Source organism: Hymenobacter agri, assembly GCF_054778495.1.
On the sequence record NZ_BAAGZM010000025.1, the window covers coordinates 1 to 17,785 of the forward strand.

Consider the following 17,785-nt stretch of genomic DNA (forward strand, 5'->3'; position numbering starts at 1 on the left):
GCAGCCGCTGGTGCACCTCGCCGCCTCGCTCGGCTGGCACATTACGGTAGTCGATGGCCGGCCTAATCTGGCCACCGCGGCCCGCTTCCCGGAGGCCGCCGAGGTGCGCATTGTGCCGGTGCGCGAGCTGGAAACCCAGGTACCGGATGCCGGCGCCTACCACGTGCTGCTCAGCCACAATTACGCCTACGACCTAGCCGCGCTCCAAACCTTGCTGCCCACGGCCGCACCTTACATCGGCCTGCTGGGCCCGCGCGCCAAAGCCGGCCGCCTGCTGGAAGAGCTGGAATTATCAGACACCGAAACCGCCGACGTGCTACAAAACCGCCTGCACAGCCCTATTGGGCTGGATTTAGGAAGCGAAACACCCGAAGAAATTGCCCTTGCCATCGTGGCCGAGATTCAGGCCCGACGGCACCAGCGCAACGGGCGACCCTTGCGCGAGCGGGCCGGCACGGTGCATTCGGCGCCGGTGCCGCTGGTAGTTTCATAGTGCTCCTTCCGACACAAGAGGAATCTGAGCCAACGTATTTCCCAGATTCCTCCTGCGTCGGAATGACAAAAAAGGCCTCCGTTGACGACGGAGGCCTTTTTGTTGCATTGTACTACACGAATTACTTTACATCAACCAGCAGGCCCAAGTAAATCAGACGACCAATTTGCGGGCCTCCGATAATTTGAATGTTGGTTTCGTTGAAGATGTTCGAGCCGCCCAACTGCACCGTCGAGGCCAGTTTGGGAATGGTGTAGCCCACGTAGGCATCGGTGGTGTGGTAAGTCTGGATTTCGCCGGCAGCGAAAGGCATCTCTTGCTGATGGCCCTGAATCCAGCGGTAGTTCACCGAGTAGTTCAGGTTTTTGGCCACCGTGCCGTTGGCGCCCAGGTTGTACTTGTGCTTGGGCGTGTTGAAGTAGGTGCGGAAGCCAGCGGGCAGGTTGCTGCGGTCGAGCACGTTCAGCGAATAGTTGCCGGTCAGGTTCAGGCCCTTGTTCAGGTAATAGGTGAGGGCAAACGTAGCGCCGTGCGTGCGCACCACCTGGTCGTTGTTCTGCGACACGAAGATGATGCGGGCATCGGGCGTGCTGAAGCCCGCGGGCGTGGTGGCGGCCGTGAATACCTGCGCCTCGGTGGGGCGGCTGCCGTTCACGTTGCCCACGAAGGCCGTGCCGCCGATGAAGTCGTTGTAGCGGCTGTTGAAGTAGCTGGCGTCGACGTACACATTGGGCAGAATCGCGCCTTTGTAGCCCACTTCAATCGTGTTCACGCGCTCCAGGCGCAGCTTGTCGATGCTGATTTCGAAATCTTTCAGCTTCATCGTGGGGTCGTAGGGGTTGTAGGCCCGGCCCTGCGCGTCGGTGAAAGCGTAGCCCTTGTAGCCATTGCCCACGTTGCCGAGCAGGATGAACGAGCCCACGTCGGAGCGCAGGTACTGGTCGGTTTGCGACGGGCTGCGGAAAGCCTGGCCGTAGCTCGCGCGGAAGTTGTGCTGGTTGCGGGCGCCCAGCGAGTACACGGCCGCCACGCGCGGCGAGAACGAGGGGTTGAAGTTCTTGAAGAAGTCGCCCCGGCCGGCCAGAGCCAGCTTCAGGTGGTCGTCGAGCATGGCGTGCGTAATCTGAGCATACGCGCCGTACTCGTAGTTGGGAATGCGGCTACCGTCGGTATCGGCAAACAGCACGCCGCCCGAGCCCAGCATGTAGCGCCGGTAGGCCGCGCCCACAATGAGGCCGGTTTTGGGGCTGCCCAGCTCGAAGCTGCGTTGGGCGCTCACGTCGCTCAGGCGCGAGTTGAAGTGCTGGCCGGCGCCGGTGCCGGGGTTGTTGTCCTGGGCAATCTGGTTGCGCAGGGTGTTGAAGGTTTCACTGCCGGCCACGGGCACGGTCGCGTTGGCCGCCGCCTGCGCCGAAGCCAGTGCCATCTCAACCGACTGCTTCCCCGCCTGGCGGGCGTAGGTGTACGCAGCGTTGTAAGTACCGAAATACTGCTGCGCGTACGTTGGCGACTGCGGGTTAGCCGGGTTCACTTTCGCTTGCAGCAGCTTGGCGCTCAGCTGCGTCAGCTCGTAGCTGCTACCCGTAAAGTCCTCAGTAGTATAAGCCCGGATAAAACCCTTCGAGCTTTTCAACTCGAGGCGGTACTGGTCGGTGCCCAAGTTCTTGATGCGGAAGCGGCTCAGGTTTTGGTAGGTCGACGTGCCTACGCCGCGCTTGGCTTCCAGAGTCAGCTTCAGGTCGTTGGTGAACAGGTACGACACGGCGCCCTGCACCCGGTACGAGCGGGTGATGGTGTCGCCGGCCACCAGCTCGCGCTCGGTGTAGCCGGGCATGTACACGCGCTTGCCGTACAGCTCGGGGTTGGTGGTGGGCGCGTAGGGCGAGGGCATGAAAGTATAATCCAGCTCGCCGTAGCGGTTCACGGCATCGTAGCCCAGCGGCGAGCCGGCGGGGTTGGTCGACGTGGTTTGGGCTGCGAAATTATTGGCAATCCAGTCGTTAGCCTTGAAAATGCTGGCGTTTACCTTGAAAGCCAGCTTGTCTGTAATCTTGTGGGCGTAGCGCACCTGCCCGTCGAGCAGGCTGCGCTGACCGCCGCGCAGGCGCACGCTCAGGCCCTCGTATACAAACGGGTCTTTCGAGTTGAAGAGCACCACGCCGCTCAGCGCGTTCGAGCCGTACAGGGCCGAAGCCGGACCGTGCACAATCTCAATGCTTTCCATGTCGAGTTCCGGAATGCCGACCATGTTGCCCGGGCTCAGGTTCAGTGAGGGCAGCGCCGTGTCCATGTAATCCACGAGCTGAATCACGCGCTCCGATTTGGCCGTGTTGAAACCGCGGGTGCTGACGCTGGTAAACAGCATCGAGGCTGAGTTCACATCTATGCCAGCCAAGTTGCCCAGGCCCGCCAGTACTTCCGGCGTGCTGATGCGCTCGACCTGCTTGGCCGACACCTTATCAATCGTCACCGGCGCGCGCATGATGTTTTCCTCCACGCGCGAGGCCGACACCACGGTTTCGCTCAGCAGCGTGGCGCTCGGCACCAGCGACACACTCAGTTGGTCGTCGGGCTTTTGCAGTACTACCGTCTGAGTTTCGAAGCCCACGTACGACACGAGCAACTCCACCGGACCGTTGGCAAACGAGCCGTTCAGGTCGAAATGGCCTTCCTGGTTAGTGCTGGTACCTACGTAAGTACCTTTGATAAAGACTGTTGCACCAGGTAGCGGGTCGCCCGCATTGGTAAGAATGGTGCCGCCGATGTGGCTGCCGTTGGGGTCGGTGGCTTTGCGCAGCTTGTTGGCTTTCGCACTTTTGGCAGAGGCGTGGCGAGGGGCCGGTGTACTTCGGGGGGCAGCAGTGGCTGCGGCCGGAGCCAGAGCAGCCATCATCAACGCTGAGTAGAGTTTACGCATGAAATTAATTTAACTTACCATATAGGAAAAGTTAAAATTATGCAGGCCCTAACTAGTTCTTCACAATTTTCGGCAAATCGGTAGGATTTCAGGTCGAACGTCTCTCATATCGGGATTAACACGAAGTAATGTCCAAGAGTTGGACATAATCAAAAGCACCGATAGTCTGATTGCAAGCCATACTCGCTTATTTACCGCAGGCTACAATGCCGATAGTCCGTTTAGAATGCAAGTGCAAGATGAGCAATAAATTCCCAAATTTGGAAATCAAAGCCACAGACGGAAGCAACTTGTAAATTTACAAGCAAAATCAATTGTTAAAATAATCATATTTCATACCATCGAAACGTTTGTACACCCCGAATATGTTATTTGGCAGAAACTCGGTAGCTTAATCCTACCTTGAAAGCACCACCTTTTTCGACGGCTGGGCTGGCAGGCACAGGTGCAGTGCCCAACCCGATGTAATCGAGCGTAGCGGGCCACTGCTGGTTACGTTCGTACAGCTCAATACGCCGCGTCAGGGCATAAGCCAGCGTAGCCCGCAATACCCAGTGGCCGGTTAGGTACTTCTCCGCAAATAAACCGTAGTGGCCCTGCTGATATTGCAGATACCGGTCGGCGAACTGCAAGCGGTAGGCGGTGTTAATGCCAATCAGGTTGAAGCCCACGTTAAAACGAGGCTGGGCAGCATAGCTCAGGGTGAAGCTCGTGGGCAGGTCGCCGAAAGCCCGCCACCGAGTGCCCAACTGCCAGTCGAGGCCCAGTAGCAACACGTACTGCGGGCCGTAGAATTGCTGCCGGTAGCCCACCGTGAGGCGGTAAGTCCGGCGCGGATTAGTGCGATACGCGGCGCGCACCACGCCACCCCAGGTGAGGTCTTCCCCGCGCACGTCGCGCAGGTCCGAGTTCAGGGCGGGCAGGGCCAGGGCCGTGAGCTCCAGCCGCGGGCTCAGCCGCTGCCGGTAGCCCACAATGGGTAATATGCCGTACACCGCGCCTACCTCCAGGCCCGGCCGGCTGCCAGTAAAACGCAGCACCTCCAATCCGACGCCGGCCAGGAGGCTGCGGCTACTATCGGCGGCCTGGGCTGCGGGCACAATGACATTGGCCCGGTACACATCGGCATGAAAAACAGGTCGCTCCGGGGTTTTCAATTGCAGCGGCAACCGTTCGTAGCTCAGGCTTATTCCTTCGGCGTAACCCTGCGCCCGGCCAGCTAGGGGCAGGCCCAGCAGCAGAATCTTGAGGGAATAAGGCAGCGCCGAAGCGGGCAGGCGGCGTAAAAACTCGGTCATGGAAAGGAAAAGGACGAACAATCTGCCAAAGAAAGTATCCGCCTGCCGGTTGGCCGGCCGGCCCCCAAAATCCATACCATCCGAGCCAGCTCATCGGGCCATGAAAAAGGGCTGCCCACTTACGTGGACAGCCCTTGCCTGCCGAATGGAACAGTTGAGTTAGTCGCGTCCGTGGTGGCCACGGCCACCACCGCCTCCGTAGCCACCGCCGCCCCGGTAGTACCCACCGCCGTGGTAGCCACCGCCACGGTAATAACCCCGCTCAGGCACTACAATAACCGGACGGGGAGCATAGTAAGGCCGAGCATAGCCGTAGTAAGGACGGGCCGGAGGATAATACCCGTAGCCCGTACCGACCGAAGCCACGCACCCGCTGAGCAGCAGCAGGCAAAGGCCTAAAGCAAAAATCAAGGGTTTCGTTTTCATGGAAGCTGGCGGCCGAAGCACGTCGATTAACGGATGATGTTGTTATACGCACTCAACAAATTACGAACCACAATCAGTTGCACGGCGGGCAATTATTCGAGCACCACGCGCCGGAAAAGCGAGGCCATTCCGGGCCCGCTCAGCCGCGCCACGTAAATGCCGGCTTGCAGGCCGCGCACATCGAGTTGGCCGTTGCCGATTGGCTGTTGCCGCACGGTGCGGCCGGCCAGGTCCAGCAGGCTCAACTGCCCGGCCGCAACAGTGCCGGACGGCAGCGCTACCGTCAGCCAGCAGGCCCCGGCCGAGGGACTGGGGTGTACGGTAAAGCCAGCGGCTTCGGCGCGGGCCGGGGTACTGCCCAGCAGCGTACCCGTGCTGACGTTGTAGCCAATGGCAGGCCAGCCCATTGCGCGGAAGCTTTGGAATGGACCCATGTCGCCGGGGTCGGTGTATGGGCAGCCGCCCGATTGCGGTTGCAGGTAGTTCAGACTGCCCAATTGCTCATAAATCCGTCCAGCCCAATACCCATGTGTGCCTGCATTTGGATTAGCAATGTGGGCCCGAAACCACCGCAGGGTCCGCCCAGCCAAGAGGCGCGTGCCCACGCTGTCGACCACGACCTGACTGACGCCGATTGCCGGCGGGCAGGGCCCGCTTGGAATCACCAGCGGGGTTGGCCAAGAGCTGCTGGGCAGGGCCGCAAAATCGTACAAGGTGTAAAACTGCCCGTTGGCCCATACTTCTACTCGGCTGGCCACCACTCGGGTTATGACCAGCGGCAAAGCTCTGTTGACTACGGGCGTTGGCCCTGGGTAAACGACCGTGCTCAATTGCCGCGTGAGCACCTGCGCCGGCAGTCCGGCCATTGTCGTGTCGCGCGCGTACCGTACAGTAACCGTCCCACGCTCCGAAAATAGCGCGTAGCCGTAGGTCCAGGTGGCCCCCGGCGGGCACCAAATGGCCGGGTTCGATTGCGCGCAAACTGCTGTCGACAGCAGCAACCCGGGCAGCAGCAAGCGTAGCAATTGTTTCATTGACATTAAACAGTTGTTTACGGCCAACAAGTTAGGCAAAATTTCCAGCCTTGCCACTACACACGAAAGCCCCTCCGGTAGGCACCGAAGGGGCTCAATCAGCAGCAACAGAAATGCTCCGGGCTTTGCTTAAGCCTCGGCCGGCACCTCCGTTTCGCCGTTGATGACGCGCGCTTTGCCGGGCAGGGTTTTGTGGCGCTCCTTGCCGAGAGCGGCGCTGGGCTCGGGCACCCAATGGTGGCGCCCACCAGCTTTTTCGTCCTCAAACTCGGTGGGCGCGGTGCCAGCGGCGGTGCGCTCCTTCCAGGTAAGGTGCTCGGTGCCGGGGTCGGTTTGTTCCATCGTGATGCACTGCTCCACGGGGCACACCAGCGAACACAGGTTGCAGCCCACGCAGTTTTCCTCGATGATTTCGGGCACGCGGGTGCCGGCGTTGAGCTTGATGGCCTGGTGGGCGCCGTCTTCGCAGGCCGTGTAGCACAGCTGGCAGCCGATGCACTTGTCCTCGTTGATGTTGGCCGTCACCTTATACTTCATGTTCAGGTCTTCCCAGTGCAGCACGTTGGGCAGGGCCTTGCCCACGAAGTCGTAGATGGTATTGAAGCCCTTCTCCACCATGTACTGCTCCAGCCCGGCCGTCATCTCCCGGATGATGCCGAAGCCGAAGTGCATGGCCGCCGTGCACACCTGCACCGAGCTGGCACCCAGCAGGATATGCTCCACCGCGTCGCGCCAATTCTCAATACCGCCGATGCCCGAAATGGGCAACTTGATATCCGGGTGCTGGGCGCAGTTTTTCACCATGTTCAGGGCAATGGGCTTCACGGCTGGGCCGCAGTAGCCGCCGTTGGTGCCCTTGCCGTCCACAATCGGGTACGGCGCGTACTTGTCCAAATCGACGCCCACGATGCTCTGAATCGTATTGATGAGCGAGATGGCATCGGCCCCACCGCGCCTGGCGGCCAAGGCCGGCTCGGTGATGTCGGAGATGTTGGGCGTGAGCTTCACGATGACGGGCTTCTGGGCCACTTCCATCACCCATTCCACTATCATTTGCAGCACTTTAGGCTCCTGCCCTACCGCCGAGCCCATGCCCCGCTCGCACATGCCGTGCGGGCAGCCAAAGTTCAGCTCGAAGCCGTCGGCGCCGGCATCCTGCGAGGCGCGCACGATGTCGTGCCACTCCTGCCGGCTCTGCACCATAAGCGAGGCAATAACGGCGTGGTTGGGGAAGCGCTTTTTCACTTCCTCAATCTCGCGCAGGTTGTGCGAGAGCGGCCGGTCCGAAATCAGCTCGATGTTATTGAAGCCGACCATGCGCTTGTCGCGGTAGTTCACGCCGCCGTAGCGGCTGGAAACGTTGACGACGGGCACGCCCAGCGTCTTCCACACCGCGCCGCCCCAGCCGGCGTCGAAGGCTTTCATCACCTGGTAGCCGGAATTGGTGGGCGGGGCCGAAGCCAGCCAGAACGGGTTCGGCGATTTAATGCCGGCGAAATCAATGGATAAATCAGGCATATCAGTGGCGCGGACTTTCAGTCCGCGAATGAAAACGAATTAAAAGAGATGGCTCAACTCGCGGACTAAAAATCCGCGCTACTTGCTCAAATACGCGTGAATACCACGCGCCGTGAGTTTAGCCTCGGCCGCCGCGTTCACCACTTCAGCCCCACCGTTCCAGGCATCGCCGGAAGCAAAATATTTCGGGTTCGACGTCTGGCCAGTATGCGCATTAGCTATGATACGACCCTTGCCATCCAGTTTCAGGCCCGGAATTAAATTCAGAAACTCCGTCTGCTTAGCCTGCCCCGTAGCTTTAATTACCATGTCGCAGGGCTCCACGAATTCGGAGCCGGCAATTTCCTGCACGCGGCCATCTTTCACTTCAGTACGAATGAATTTCACGCCCGCCACGTAGCCGTTGCCGGTAATTTCCACCGGTGCTACGTTGAATAAGCCCTTCACTCCCACCCCTTTGGCCAGGTCGTACTCGAATTCGTAAGCGCCCATTTTCTCTTTGGCGCGGCGGTAAGCCAGAATAACAGTTTCGGCCCCGAGGCGCGACGATTCGGAGGCCGCGTCCATGGCCGTGTTGCCGCCACCGAGCACGATGACCTTGCGGCCCACCGCCACTTCGTGGTGATGCTGCCGCAATTCGGCAATGAATTCTACTGCTCCGGTGCAATTGATTTTATCCTCCCCAGGCAAGCCTAATTCACTGGTTCGGCCCAGGCCAATACCGAGGAAAATAGCGTCGTATTTCTCCTCCAGTTTCTCCAATTCGTTGCGCGAAGAAATGGCGGAATTAAAATGCACGTTGTAGCCGAATTGCGCCTGCAAATAAGCCATCTCTGCCAGCGTTTCCTCGTTGGTAATTTTGTACGGCGCTACCCCATAAACTGTCAGCCCGGAAGGCTGCGCTTTGGCCTCGAAAACGTCAACTGCGTAGCCCAGTGCCCGCAGCTCGCAAGCCGCCGAAATACCGGCCGGACCGGCACCAATTACGGCTACTTTCTTGCCATTATCCTCTCCGGGACCAAACAGCTTTTCGCCGCTCTTAATCACCTTCGTGGTAGCGTAACTCTGCAGGCGGCCAATTTCAATTGGCTTCACTTCCTGCAAGTTGTACACGCAGGAACCTTCGCACAGCACCTCGGTAGGACACACTTTGCCGCAGGCATTGCCGAAATAATTGGCCTCGTAAATAGTGCGCGCCGCGCCGGTGTCGTTGCCCGAATTTATTTGGCGAATAAACTGCGGAATATCAATCCCCGACGGGCACGCTTTTATACACGGCGCATCGAAGCAAAACAGGCAGCGGGAGCTTTCGTACAGCGCCTCGGTGCGGTTCATCACCGGCTTCAATTGCGCGAAATTCTCCGCGAATTCCTGCTCGGTGGTGGGTGTAGAAAATTCGGCCATAAATAGGCGGGGATTTCGAATTAATAAAATGAGTTAGAACGTCATGCCGAGCGCCTCCAAGGCATCTCGCGTGCGTCGTTGCACGGTTGAATTACTTCGGTACGCGAGATGCTTCGACTGCGCTCAGCATGACCGTTCTGATGTCAGCAACCGCCTACAATTCCACCAGCTTCTCGTACGTCTCGGGGCGGCGGTCGCGGAAGAACTGCCAGGTGTTGCGTACCTCGTCAATCATGTCGAGGTCGAACTCGGCGATGAGCAGCTCGTCCTTGTACTCGTCGGCTTCGGCGATGATTTGGCCGCGCGGGTCCACGAAGTAGCTGGTGCCATAGAAGCGGCCCAGGTTCCAGGGCTTCTCCTCGCCCACGCGGTTGATGCAGCCCATGAAGTAGCCGTTGGCCGCCGCGTGCGCGGGCTGCTCCAGCTTCCAGAGGTACTGCGAGAGGCCGGCGACAGTGGCCGAGGGGTTGTACACGATTTCGGCCCCGTTCAGGCCCAGGATGCGGGCGCCGTCGGGGAAGTGCCGGTCGTAGCAGATGTACACGCCCACTTTGGCGTACTTGGTCTGAAACACCGGGTAGCCTAGGTTGCCGGGCTTGAAGAAGAACTTCTCCCAGAAGCCGGTGGTGTGGGGAATGTGGTTTTTGCGGTACTTGCCGAGGTAGGTGCCGTCGGCGTCAATCACGGCGGCGGTGTTGTAGAGGAAGCCGGCCTGCTCGCGCTCGTACACCGGCACGATGATGACCATGTTGTACTTCTTGGCGTACTCGGCCATGCGGTCGGTCGTCGGGCCGGGCACGGGCTCGGCCGAGGCGTACCAGTTTTTGTCCTGGCCGGGGCAGAAGTACGGGGTGTTGAAGATTTCCTGCAGGCAGAGAATCTGCACGCCCTGGCGGCCGGCTTCTTCAATTAGCGGGATGTGCTTGGCCTCCATGGCCTGCATGATTTCCTCGATGGTGCCTTCGCCTTCGGTCATGGGCAGGCTCATCTGAATGAGGCCGGATTTGATAATTCTGGGCATTGGAGTGTTAGGTGGGGTTGAGTTGTACAGTTGAGTTTGAAGGTCAGCACAACAGCACGTCATGCTGAGCGCAGCCGAAGCATCTCGCGTGCTTCCACTAATTATGAACGTTGCAACGAATTGATTACTACCACACGCGAGATTCCTCGGCTTCGCTGCGCTGCGCTCGGAATGACGTTCTACATATTCGTTTTGCCGCGCCTGATGAACTGGCCGTAGCCTTTTGAAACTTTGGTTTCGCCGGCGTCGACGGCTACCTGGCCGCGGAGCAGCACGGTGTCGATTTTGCCCGTTACTTCCCAGCCTTCGTAGCCGGAGTAGTCGCAGTTCATGTGGTGGGTGCTGGCCGAGATGGTGTGCTTCTTTTGCGGGTCAAGGATAACCAAATCCGCGTCGGCGCCGATGCTGATGGTGCCTTTGCGCGGGAACATGCCGAAGATTTTGGCGGCATTGGTGCTGGTCACTTCCACGAATTTCTGCGGGGTGATTTTGCCGGTGTTTACGCCCTCCGAAAACAGCAATTCCATGCGGTGCTCAATGGCGGGGTGGCCGTTCGGGATTTTCGAGAAGTCGTCCTTGCCCAGCAGCTTCTGCTCCCACATAAAGGGGCAGTGGTCGGTGCCCACCACGTTCACCAGGCCCTGGTTGATACCGGCCCAGAGCGTGGCCTGGTCCTTCTTCTCGCGCAGCGGCGGCGACATCACCCACTTCGCGCCGTTGGCCTCGTCCTCGTACAGCGAGGCATCGAGCACGAGGTACTGAATGCAGGTTTCGACCAGTACGCGCTGGTTGCGCTCGGTGGCGCGGCGCACCTGGTTGAGGGCGCCCTCGCAGGTGAGGTGCACGATGTAGGCGTTCACGCCCGTGTAGTTGGCGATATCGGCGAAGCGGCCCGAGGCTTCGGCTTCCGTCACTTCGGGCTGCGAGAGGTAGTGGTAGAGCGGCGTGAGCTTGCCCGCGGCCCGGTGCTGGGCAATGAGCGTGTCAATCATGTCGCCGTTGGTGGCGTGGGCCGTTACGAGGCCGCCGTGCTTCTTCACTTCCTGCATCAGGCCCACCATCTGCGCGTCGTCAATCATGAGCGCGCCCTTGTAGGCCATGAAGGTTTTGAAGGAGGTGATGCCCTCGGCCACCATGTCCTTGATTTCCTCCCTGGTGCTGGGGTTGAAATCGGTCACGGCCATGTGGAAGCTGTAGTCGCCCACGGCGTTGCCGGTGGCGCGCCCGCTCCACTCCTCAAAGGCCGAGCGCAGCGAATTGCCCTGCTTCTGCAGGATGAAATCGATGACGGTGGTGGTGCCGCCGTGCAGGGCGGCGCGGGTGCCGGTTTCGTAGGTGTCGGAGCTGAAGGTGCCCATGAAGGGCATCTCCAGGTGCACGTGCGGGTCGATGCCACCGGGCATCACCATTTTACCGGTGCAGTCAATCACCTCCGCCCCCTCGGCCGACAAGTTGCGGCCGATGGACACGATGGTTTCGCCTTCAATCAGGATATCGCAGACGGCGTCCGAATCGGCGGTGACGACGCGGCCGTTTTTGAGGAGGATAGACATAAAAATTAAGGGTAATGGCTAGAGGTCAGGCTATAAAACCGGAATTAACGACTGCTCAACTGTGCTCGGGACTTCAATTTCCTGAATGATGAATAAATGAGGTAAACCAATGCAAGCGCATTCACTACATTCCAGACAGTCATGAGGATAGAAGCCGATTTATCAAAAGCTGTCATGCTTTCCCAGCTTCCATAGTCGCTTTGAGAATCATCATGTTTATCATCATAATTCATCAAAGCAACTCCCAGCGCAACGTAGACGAAAACATCGAATACAGCCAGAACCACCCAAAGTAAACCGTGCTTTATTCGACTGGACAATGCCATTTTAAGAGTTCCTAAGCAGCGCGATGAAACACGCGAGATGGCTCGGCTGCGCTCGGCATGACGGTCAAGATTTAATGCACGTACTTATCCGCAATGCTGATGGCCTCCGAAATAATGGCCAGGCCTTCGTCAATCTCGTCTTTCGTGATGCTCAGCGGGGGGCAAATGAAGATGTAGTTCCAGCGCACGAAGGTGTACATGCCCAGCTCGCGGATTTTGGCGGCGACCTGGTTCATGATGTCCATCTGGGCGGGCGTGGCGTTCCAGGGGGCCATGGGCTCCTTGGTGTCGCGGTTTTTCACCAGCTCGAGGCAGCCGAAGAGGCCGGTGTTGCGCCAGTCGCCGATGCTGGGGTGGTGGCGCATGAGCTGGGCCACCTGCTGGTCCATGTACTTACCCATCTCCACGGTGTTTTCGAGCAGGTTATCGGTCTCGTAGATGTCGAGCACGGCCACGGCGGCGGCGCACGATACCGGGTGGGCCGAGTAGGTAAGGCCCAGCGGCAGCGGCTTGTCGTCGAAGGATTTGGCGATTTTCTCGTCCACCATCACCGCGCCCAGCGGCAGGTAGCCGGCGGTGATGCCTTTGGCCATGCACATGATGTCGATTTTGACGTTGTGGTGGTCGGAGCCGAACCACTTGCCGGTGCGGCCGAAGCCCGACATCACTTCATCGGCGATGAGCAGGATGCCGTGCTTGTCGCAGATTTCGCGCACCCGCGCCCAGTAGCCGGGCGGGTACTTGATGCAGCCCGACGTGCCCGACTCCCCTTCCATGATGATGGCGGCCACGCTGCCGGGGTTTTCGTAGCCAATGATGCGCTCCATGGCGTCGGCGGCGCGCTGGGCGCACTGCTCGGGCGTTTCGGAGTGCCAGGGGCAGCGGTAGAAATAGGGGTTTTCGACGTGCACCGTGCCGGGCATGGCCTGCGAGTCGACGGCGAACTTGCGCGGGTCGCCGCCCACGCTCATGGCGCCGTAGCTGGCCCCGTGAAACGACTGGTAGAGCGACACAATCTTGTGGCGGCCGGTGTACACCCGCGCCAGCTTGATGGCATTCTCGATGGCCTCGGCCCCGCCCAGCGTGAAAAATGCCTTGGTGAGGTTGGGCGCCGTGATTTCAGCCAGACGCTTGCCGAGGTCGCCGCGGGCCTTGGTAATCATGCCGGGGTACACGTAGCTCAACTCGCGCATCTGGGCGGCCACGGCGTCGGTCACGCGCTGGTCGCCGTGGCCGATGTTCACGTTCATGAGCTGGGCCGAGAAATCGATGTAGCGCTTGCCGTCGCGGTCGTACACGTACACGCCCTCGGCGCGCTCAGCGTTGATGGGGTTCAGGCCCGTCTGCTTCGACCACGAGAACAGCGTGTGGTCGAGATTGTCGTGCAGGATTTGGTCTTTGTCGGTGGCGAAGGTGGTTTCCACAATACGAACTACTTGAATTTAAGAGAGAAATCAGCGCAAAATCGTGCTGCGACTCAGCAGCCTTCGCCTGACAAAAAACAACGCTATTAGAATTACTTCAACACCAATGAAAATGGGAAGCACATAATGTCGATTTTCAGAAGGACACGGCGGACAAGGCAAATCAGAAAGGCAGGGCTCACACTGAATACTTTGGAATGCTGGTAATAAAAGAGCGCAATAATTGCGGCTACTATCATTGCTCCAACAAATCCCGCTGTTTCCTTTCGCATCTTAATCGCTGCTTTTGAAGCAACCGCTACTTCTGCCATGATGCGAACTAGCTCATCCAGTTCACGCGCGACTCGGGGTTCCACTTCGTCGTGGTCTTCTTGAGCTGCGTCCAGAACTCAATCGAACTCTTACCCGTGATGTCGCAGGCACCAAATTTTGACTCGTTCCAGCCGCCGAAGGAGAAGGGTTCGCGGGGCACGGGCACGCCGATATTCACGCCAATCATGCCGGCGTTGGCGTGGTCCATCACGTAGCGGGCGCTGCTGCCACTGCTGGTGAACACGGCGGCGGCGTTGCCGTAGGGGTTGGCGTTTTCGATGGCCAAGGCCTCGTCGAGGGTATTGGTGCGCATGATGGCGAGCACCGGGCCGAACACTTCCTCCTGGGCGATGCGCATGTCGGGCGTCACGTGGTCGATAACGGTGGCGCCCACGTAGTAGCCGTCTTCGTGACCGGGCACCACGGCGTTGCGGCCATCGAGCAGGACTTTGGCGCCGGCCGCTTCGGCCTCGGCGATGTGCTGTTCGATGCGCTCCTTGGCTTCCTTGCTGATGACGGAGCCGAGGTTCTGACCGGCCACAATCTTGCGGGCTTCTTCCACAATTTTGGCCACGATGCCATCCACAGCACCCACGCCTACCATGGTGGAGCCGGCCATGCAGCGCTGGCCCGCGCAGCCGCTCATGCTGGCGGCCACGTTCGAGGCCGTCATGTCGGGGTGCGCGTCGGGCAGTACCATGAGGTGGTTTTTGGCACCGCCGAGGGCCACGCAACGCTTGAGGTTGCTGGTGGCGCGGATGTAGACGACTTTGGCAATTTTGGTTGAGCCCACGAAGCTCACGGCCTGAATGTCGGGGTGGTCGCAGATGGCTTCCACGATTTCCTTGTCGCCGTTCACGATGTTGAGCACGCCGTCGGGCAGGCCGGCTTCTTTCAGCAGCTCGGCGATTTTCACGGCACTGAGCGGCACTTGTTCCGAGGGTTTCAGAATCATGGTGTTGCCCAGCACGATGGCGTTCGGGATGGTCCAGTGGGGCACCATGTTGGGGAAGTTGAACGGGGCGATGCTAGCCACCACGCCCAGCGGCTTGCGCTCAGCGCGGGCTTCCACGCCCTTGCTCACTTCCAGAAATTCGCCCTGGATGAGCTGCGGCATGGAGCAGGCAAACTCGGTCAGCTCAATGGCTTTTTCGACTTCGGCGCGGGCCTCGTCCATGGTTTTGCCGTTTTCCTCGCGCACCAGCTCGGCCAGCGCTTTCATGTCGCGCTCCAGCAGCGTTTTATAGCGGTAGAAAATCTGCACCCGCTCCTTAATCGGCGTGGCCGACCACGAGGGGAAGGCGGCTTTGGCAGCCTGCACGGCCGCGTCGAGGTCGGCGGCATTGCTGAGCGGCAACGTGGAAATCAACTGCCCACTAAGGGGGCTGAATACGTCCATTGTGGGCGTAGAGGCACTTTCGACCAACTGGCCCGCTACGTAGTTGCGCAGGGCCGGATACTTCAAGGTTTGAACTTCCATGTTACCGTAATGTTAAGCGGGGTGCAAGCTAAGGGTTTTGCGGGATATGGCACAACGCCGCAATCGTTTCCGAGCAACTTTTTTTTCAACCAACTCAGGCGGAGCGATAAAATATTTATTTCGGATGGTAATGTAAAAGGCGCGGGCCAACATCAACATGATGTCGGCCCGCGCCTTAGCATTATTTTATCGTTATCCGTCCGATACCTAAAGTGGCCGTAGCAGCACGCGGGCAGGTGCGCCGTCGCTACCCACAATTTTTAGCGGCAAGCACAGCATTTCGTACTCGCCGGGCGCGATGTGCTGCAGGGCCAGCCCTTCAATCACGCAGATGCCTGCATCGAGCAGCGTGTGGTGGGTATCGGCCTTGCCTACCGACAGGTAATCGACGCCCACGCACACCACGCCGCGGTCGCGCAGATGGCGGGCCGCGTCGGCATCGAGCGCCACAAAATCGGGCTGGAAGGGCATGGTACTCCACTCCGCATCAGAAATACGCGTGCGAAATAGCAGACGCGCGCCGGGCTCAATTTCGAGCTTTTCGACTTCGGCTAGGCTAATGCTGCGCGGGTCGGCGATGCCCACGACGCGGGCCGGGCCCATGAGGCGGCCCAGGTCGATGGTGGTGCTATCGCCGGCGTTGGCGGTGAAGTGTAGCGGGGCATCAACGTGGGTGCCGGTGTGGGCGCTCATCGATACTTCGGTGACGTTGGCGGCCGCGCCGGTGGCGATGCTCAGCGTTTTTTTGACGTGGACGGAGGCATTATCGGGCCAGTGCACCATGCCGTCGCGAATGGGCGTGGTAGCGTCGAGCCAAGGAGTGGGAATGGACATGTCGGTGAGTAGTGAGTAGTGAGTAGTGAGTAGTGAATAAAAAGAATGTCATGCTGAGCGTAGTCGAAGCATCTCTACCGCGCAACGCAATCCAAACGACTGGGTTTACTACTGCGGTAGAGATGCTTCGACTACGCTCAGCATGACGTGCCTGTGTTTTGTATACTAGTACCCCTACTCCCCTGCCCGAGGCTGCAGCAGCTTGGCAATCAGGCCCGTCCAGCCGGTTTGATGGCTGGCGCCGAGGCCGTGGCCGTTGTCGCCGTGGAAGTACTCGTGGAACCAGAGGTAGTCGCGGAAGTTGGGGTCGGTTTGCAGTTGCTTGTCGTCGCCGAAGCAAGCGCGGCGACCGGTGGCAGAGTCGCGCAGGAAGAGTTGGGTGAGGCGCCTAGTGAGGGCGTCGGCCACTTCGAGCAGCGTTACCATCTGGCCCGAGTTGGTGGGGTATTCGACCTTGAAATCGTCGCCGTAATAGTGGTGGAAGCGTTGGAGCGACTCAATGAGCAGGAAGTTCATGGGCATCCAGACGGGGCCGCGCCAGTTGCTGTTGCCGCCGAAGAGCGTGGTTTGCGACTCGGCCGGCTCGTAGTTGACGGTGAACTGGGTTTCGGTGCCGCGAAACACGAATGGGTGGGCCAGGTGATAGCGCGAGAGGCTGCGCACGCCGTAGGGCGAGAGGAATTCGTTCTCGTCGAGCATGCGCACCAGCAGGCGTTTCATGCGGTGGCCGCGTAGCAGCGACAGCAGGTGGCGGGCACCCTTGCCGGGCTCCTGCCAGCGGCTCACCAGTGCCGCCAGCTTCGGGCGGTTATTCAGAAACCAGTTCATGCGAGCCAGAAACTGTGGAGCGCTGGCCAGCGTGTCTTCGTCCAGCACTTCCACTGCGAACAGCGGAATCAGGCCCACCATGCTGCGCACTTTCAGCAGCTCGTGGCCGCGGTCGGGCGTGTTCAGGGCGTCGTAATAGAACTCGTCTTCGTCGTCCCAGAGGTCCATGTGCTCGCTGCCCACGTTGGTCATGGCCTCGGCGATGTAGAGGAAGTGCTCGAAGAACTTGCTGGCCAGGTCCTGGTACACCGGGTTGGTTTTGCTTAGCTCCAGCGCGATGCGCATCATATTCAGCGCGTACATGGCCACCCAGGCGGTGCCGTCGGCCTGCTCAAGGTAGCCGCCGAAGGGCAGCGGGGCCGAGCGGTCGAACACGCCGATGTTATCGAGCCCCAGGAAACCGCCTTCGAAGATGTTGCGGCCGTCGCGGTCCTTGCGGTTCACCCACCACGTGAAGTTGAGGAGCAGGCGATGGAAGATGGTTTCGAGAAAATGTACGTCGCCGTGGCCGCCGCGGGCTTTCTGGTCGATTTTATAGACGCGCCAAGTGGCGTAGGCGTGCACGGGCGGGTTCACGTCGCTCAGCTTCCACTCGTAGGCGGGCAGCTGGCCGTTGGGGTGCATGTACCAGTCGCGGCACAGCAGCATCAGCTGCTCCTTGGCAAACTCGGGGTCGAGCCGGGCCAGCGGCAGGCAGTGAAAGGCTAGGTCCCAGGCCGCGTACCAGGGGTACTCCCAGGTATCGGGCATCGAGATGATATGCTGGTTGTTGAGGTGCATCCAGCCGGTGCCGTTGCGGCCGCATAGGCGCTCGGGCGGCGTGGGCGGCAAGGCCGGGTCGCCGGCCAGCCACTGCGGCACGTCGTAATAATAAAACTGCTTGCTCCAGAGCATGCCGGCAAAGGCCTGGCGCTGCA

Annotated in this window: 15 protein-coding genes; 1 reads left to right on the top strand and 14 read right to left on the bottom strand. The window is 59.8% G+C overall.

Annotated elements, in window-relative coordinates:
* On the top strand, nt 1–493 hold a 493-nt coding region (locus ACYVDE_RS02900), incomplete at its 5' end, for an XdhC family protein (RefSeq protein ID WP_460499980.1).
* A gap of 121 nt (nt 494–614) precedes the next feature.
* On the opposite strand, the gene ACYVDE_RS02905 is transcribed toward ACYVDE_RS02900, so the two are convergent.
* The 14 genes from ACYVDE_RS02905 to ACYVDE_RS02970 form a co-directional block, all read right to left on the bottom strand.
* Entirely contained in the window at nt 615–3,410 is a 2,796-nt protein-coding gene (locus ACYVDE_RS02905) for a TonB-dependent receptor (protein ID WP_460499981.1), read from the bottom strand.
* Nucleotides 3,411–3,778: 368 nt separating this feature from the next.
* A complete protein-coding gene (locus ACYVDE_RS02910; RefSeq protein ID WP_460499982.1) occupies nt 3,779–4,708 on the bottom strand; it encodes a DUF6268 family outer membrane beta-barrel protein in 930 nt (309 codons plus the stop codon).
* Nucleotides 4,709–4,827: 119 nt separating this feature from the next.
* A complete protein-coding gene (locus ACYVDE_RS02915) occupies nt 4,828–4,956 on the bottom strand; it encodes a hypothetical protein (RefSeq protein WP_460499983.1) in 129 nt (42 codons plus the stop codon).
* Between the two features lie 270 nt (nt 4,957–5,226).
* A complete protein-coding gene (locus ACYVDE_RS02920; protein ID WP_460499984.1) occupies nt 5,227–5,541 on the bottom strand; it encodes a hypothetical protein in 315 nt (104 codons plus the stop codon).
* Nucleotides 5,542–6,297: 756 nt separating this feature from the next.
* Nucleotides 6,298–7,686 carry an NAD-dependent dihydropyrimidine dehydrogenase subunit PreA gene (gene preA, locus ACYVDE_RS02925; protein ID WP_460499985.1) on the bottom strand — a complete coding sequence of 463 codons (1,389 nt, stop codon included), beginning with the start codon at nt 7,684–7,686 and terminating at the stop codon, nt 6,298–6,300.
* A gap of 78 nt (nt 7,687–7,764) precedes the next feature.
* Nucleotides 7,765–9,090 carry an FAD-dependent oxidoreductase gene (locus tag ACYVDE_RS02930; protein ID WP_460499986.1) on the bottom strand — a complete coding sequence of 442 codons (1,326 nt, stop codon included), beginning with the start codon at nt 9,088–9,090 and terminating at the stop codon, nt 7,765–7,767.
* A gap of 154 nt (nt 9,091–9,244) precedes the next feature.
* Complete coding sequence (locus ACYVDE_RS02935; RefSeq protein WP_460499987.1) at nt 9,245–10,111, bottom strand: carbon-nitrogen hydrolase family protein; 867 nt, start codon at nt 10,109–10,111, stop codon at nt 9,245–9,247.
* 179 nt (nt 10,112–10,290) lie between these two features.
* Nucleotides 10,291–11,664, bottom strand: a complete 1,374-nt coding sequence (gene hydA / locus ACYVDE_RS02940; RefSeq protein ID WP_460499988.1) for a dihydropyrimidinase — start codon at nt 11,662–11,664, stop codon at nt 10,291–10,293.
* A gap of 44 nt (nt 11,665–11,708) precedes the next feature.
* A complete protein-coding gene (locus ACYVDE_RS02945) occupies nt 11,709–11,990 on the bottom strand; it encodes a hypothetical protein (RefSeq protein WP_460499989.1) in 282 nt (93 codons plus the stop codon).
* A gap of 71 nt (nt 11,991–12,061) precedes the next feature.
* Complete coding sequence (locus ACYVDE_RS02950; protein WP_460499990.1) at nt 12,062–13,414, bottom strand: PLP-dependent aminotransferase family protein; 1,353 nt, start codon at nt 13,412–13,414, stop codon at nt 12,062–12,064.
* A gap of 92 nt (nt 13,415–13,506) precedes the next feature.
* Entirely contained in the window at nt 13,507–13,725 is a 219-nt protein-coding gene (locus tag ACYVDE_RS02955; protein ID WP_460499991.1) for a hypothetical protein, read from the bottom strand.
* An 8-nt stretch (nt 13,726–13,733) separates the two neighbouring features.
* Entirely contained in the window at nt 13,734–15,206 is a 1,473-nt protein-coding gene (locus ACYVDE_RS02960; RefSeq protein WP_460499992.1) for a CoA-acylating methylmalonate-semialdehyde dehydrogenase, read from the bottom strand.
* Nucleotides 15,207–15,413: 207 nt separating this feature from the next.
* On the bottom strand, nt 15,414–16,040 hold the full coding sequence (locus ACYVDE_RS02965) for a cyclase family protein (RefSeq protein WP_460499993.1): 627 nt from the start codon (nt 16,038–16,040) through the stop codon (nt 15,414–15,416).
* Between the two features lie 174 nt (nt 16,041–16,214).
* On the bottom strand, nt 16,215–17,785 hold a 1,571-nt coding region (locus ACYVDE_RS02970; protein WP_460499994.1), incomplete at its 5' end, for an MGH1-like glycoside hydrolase domain-containing protein.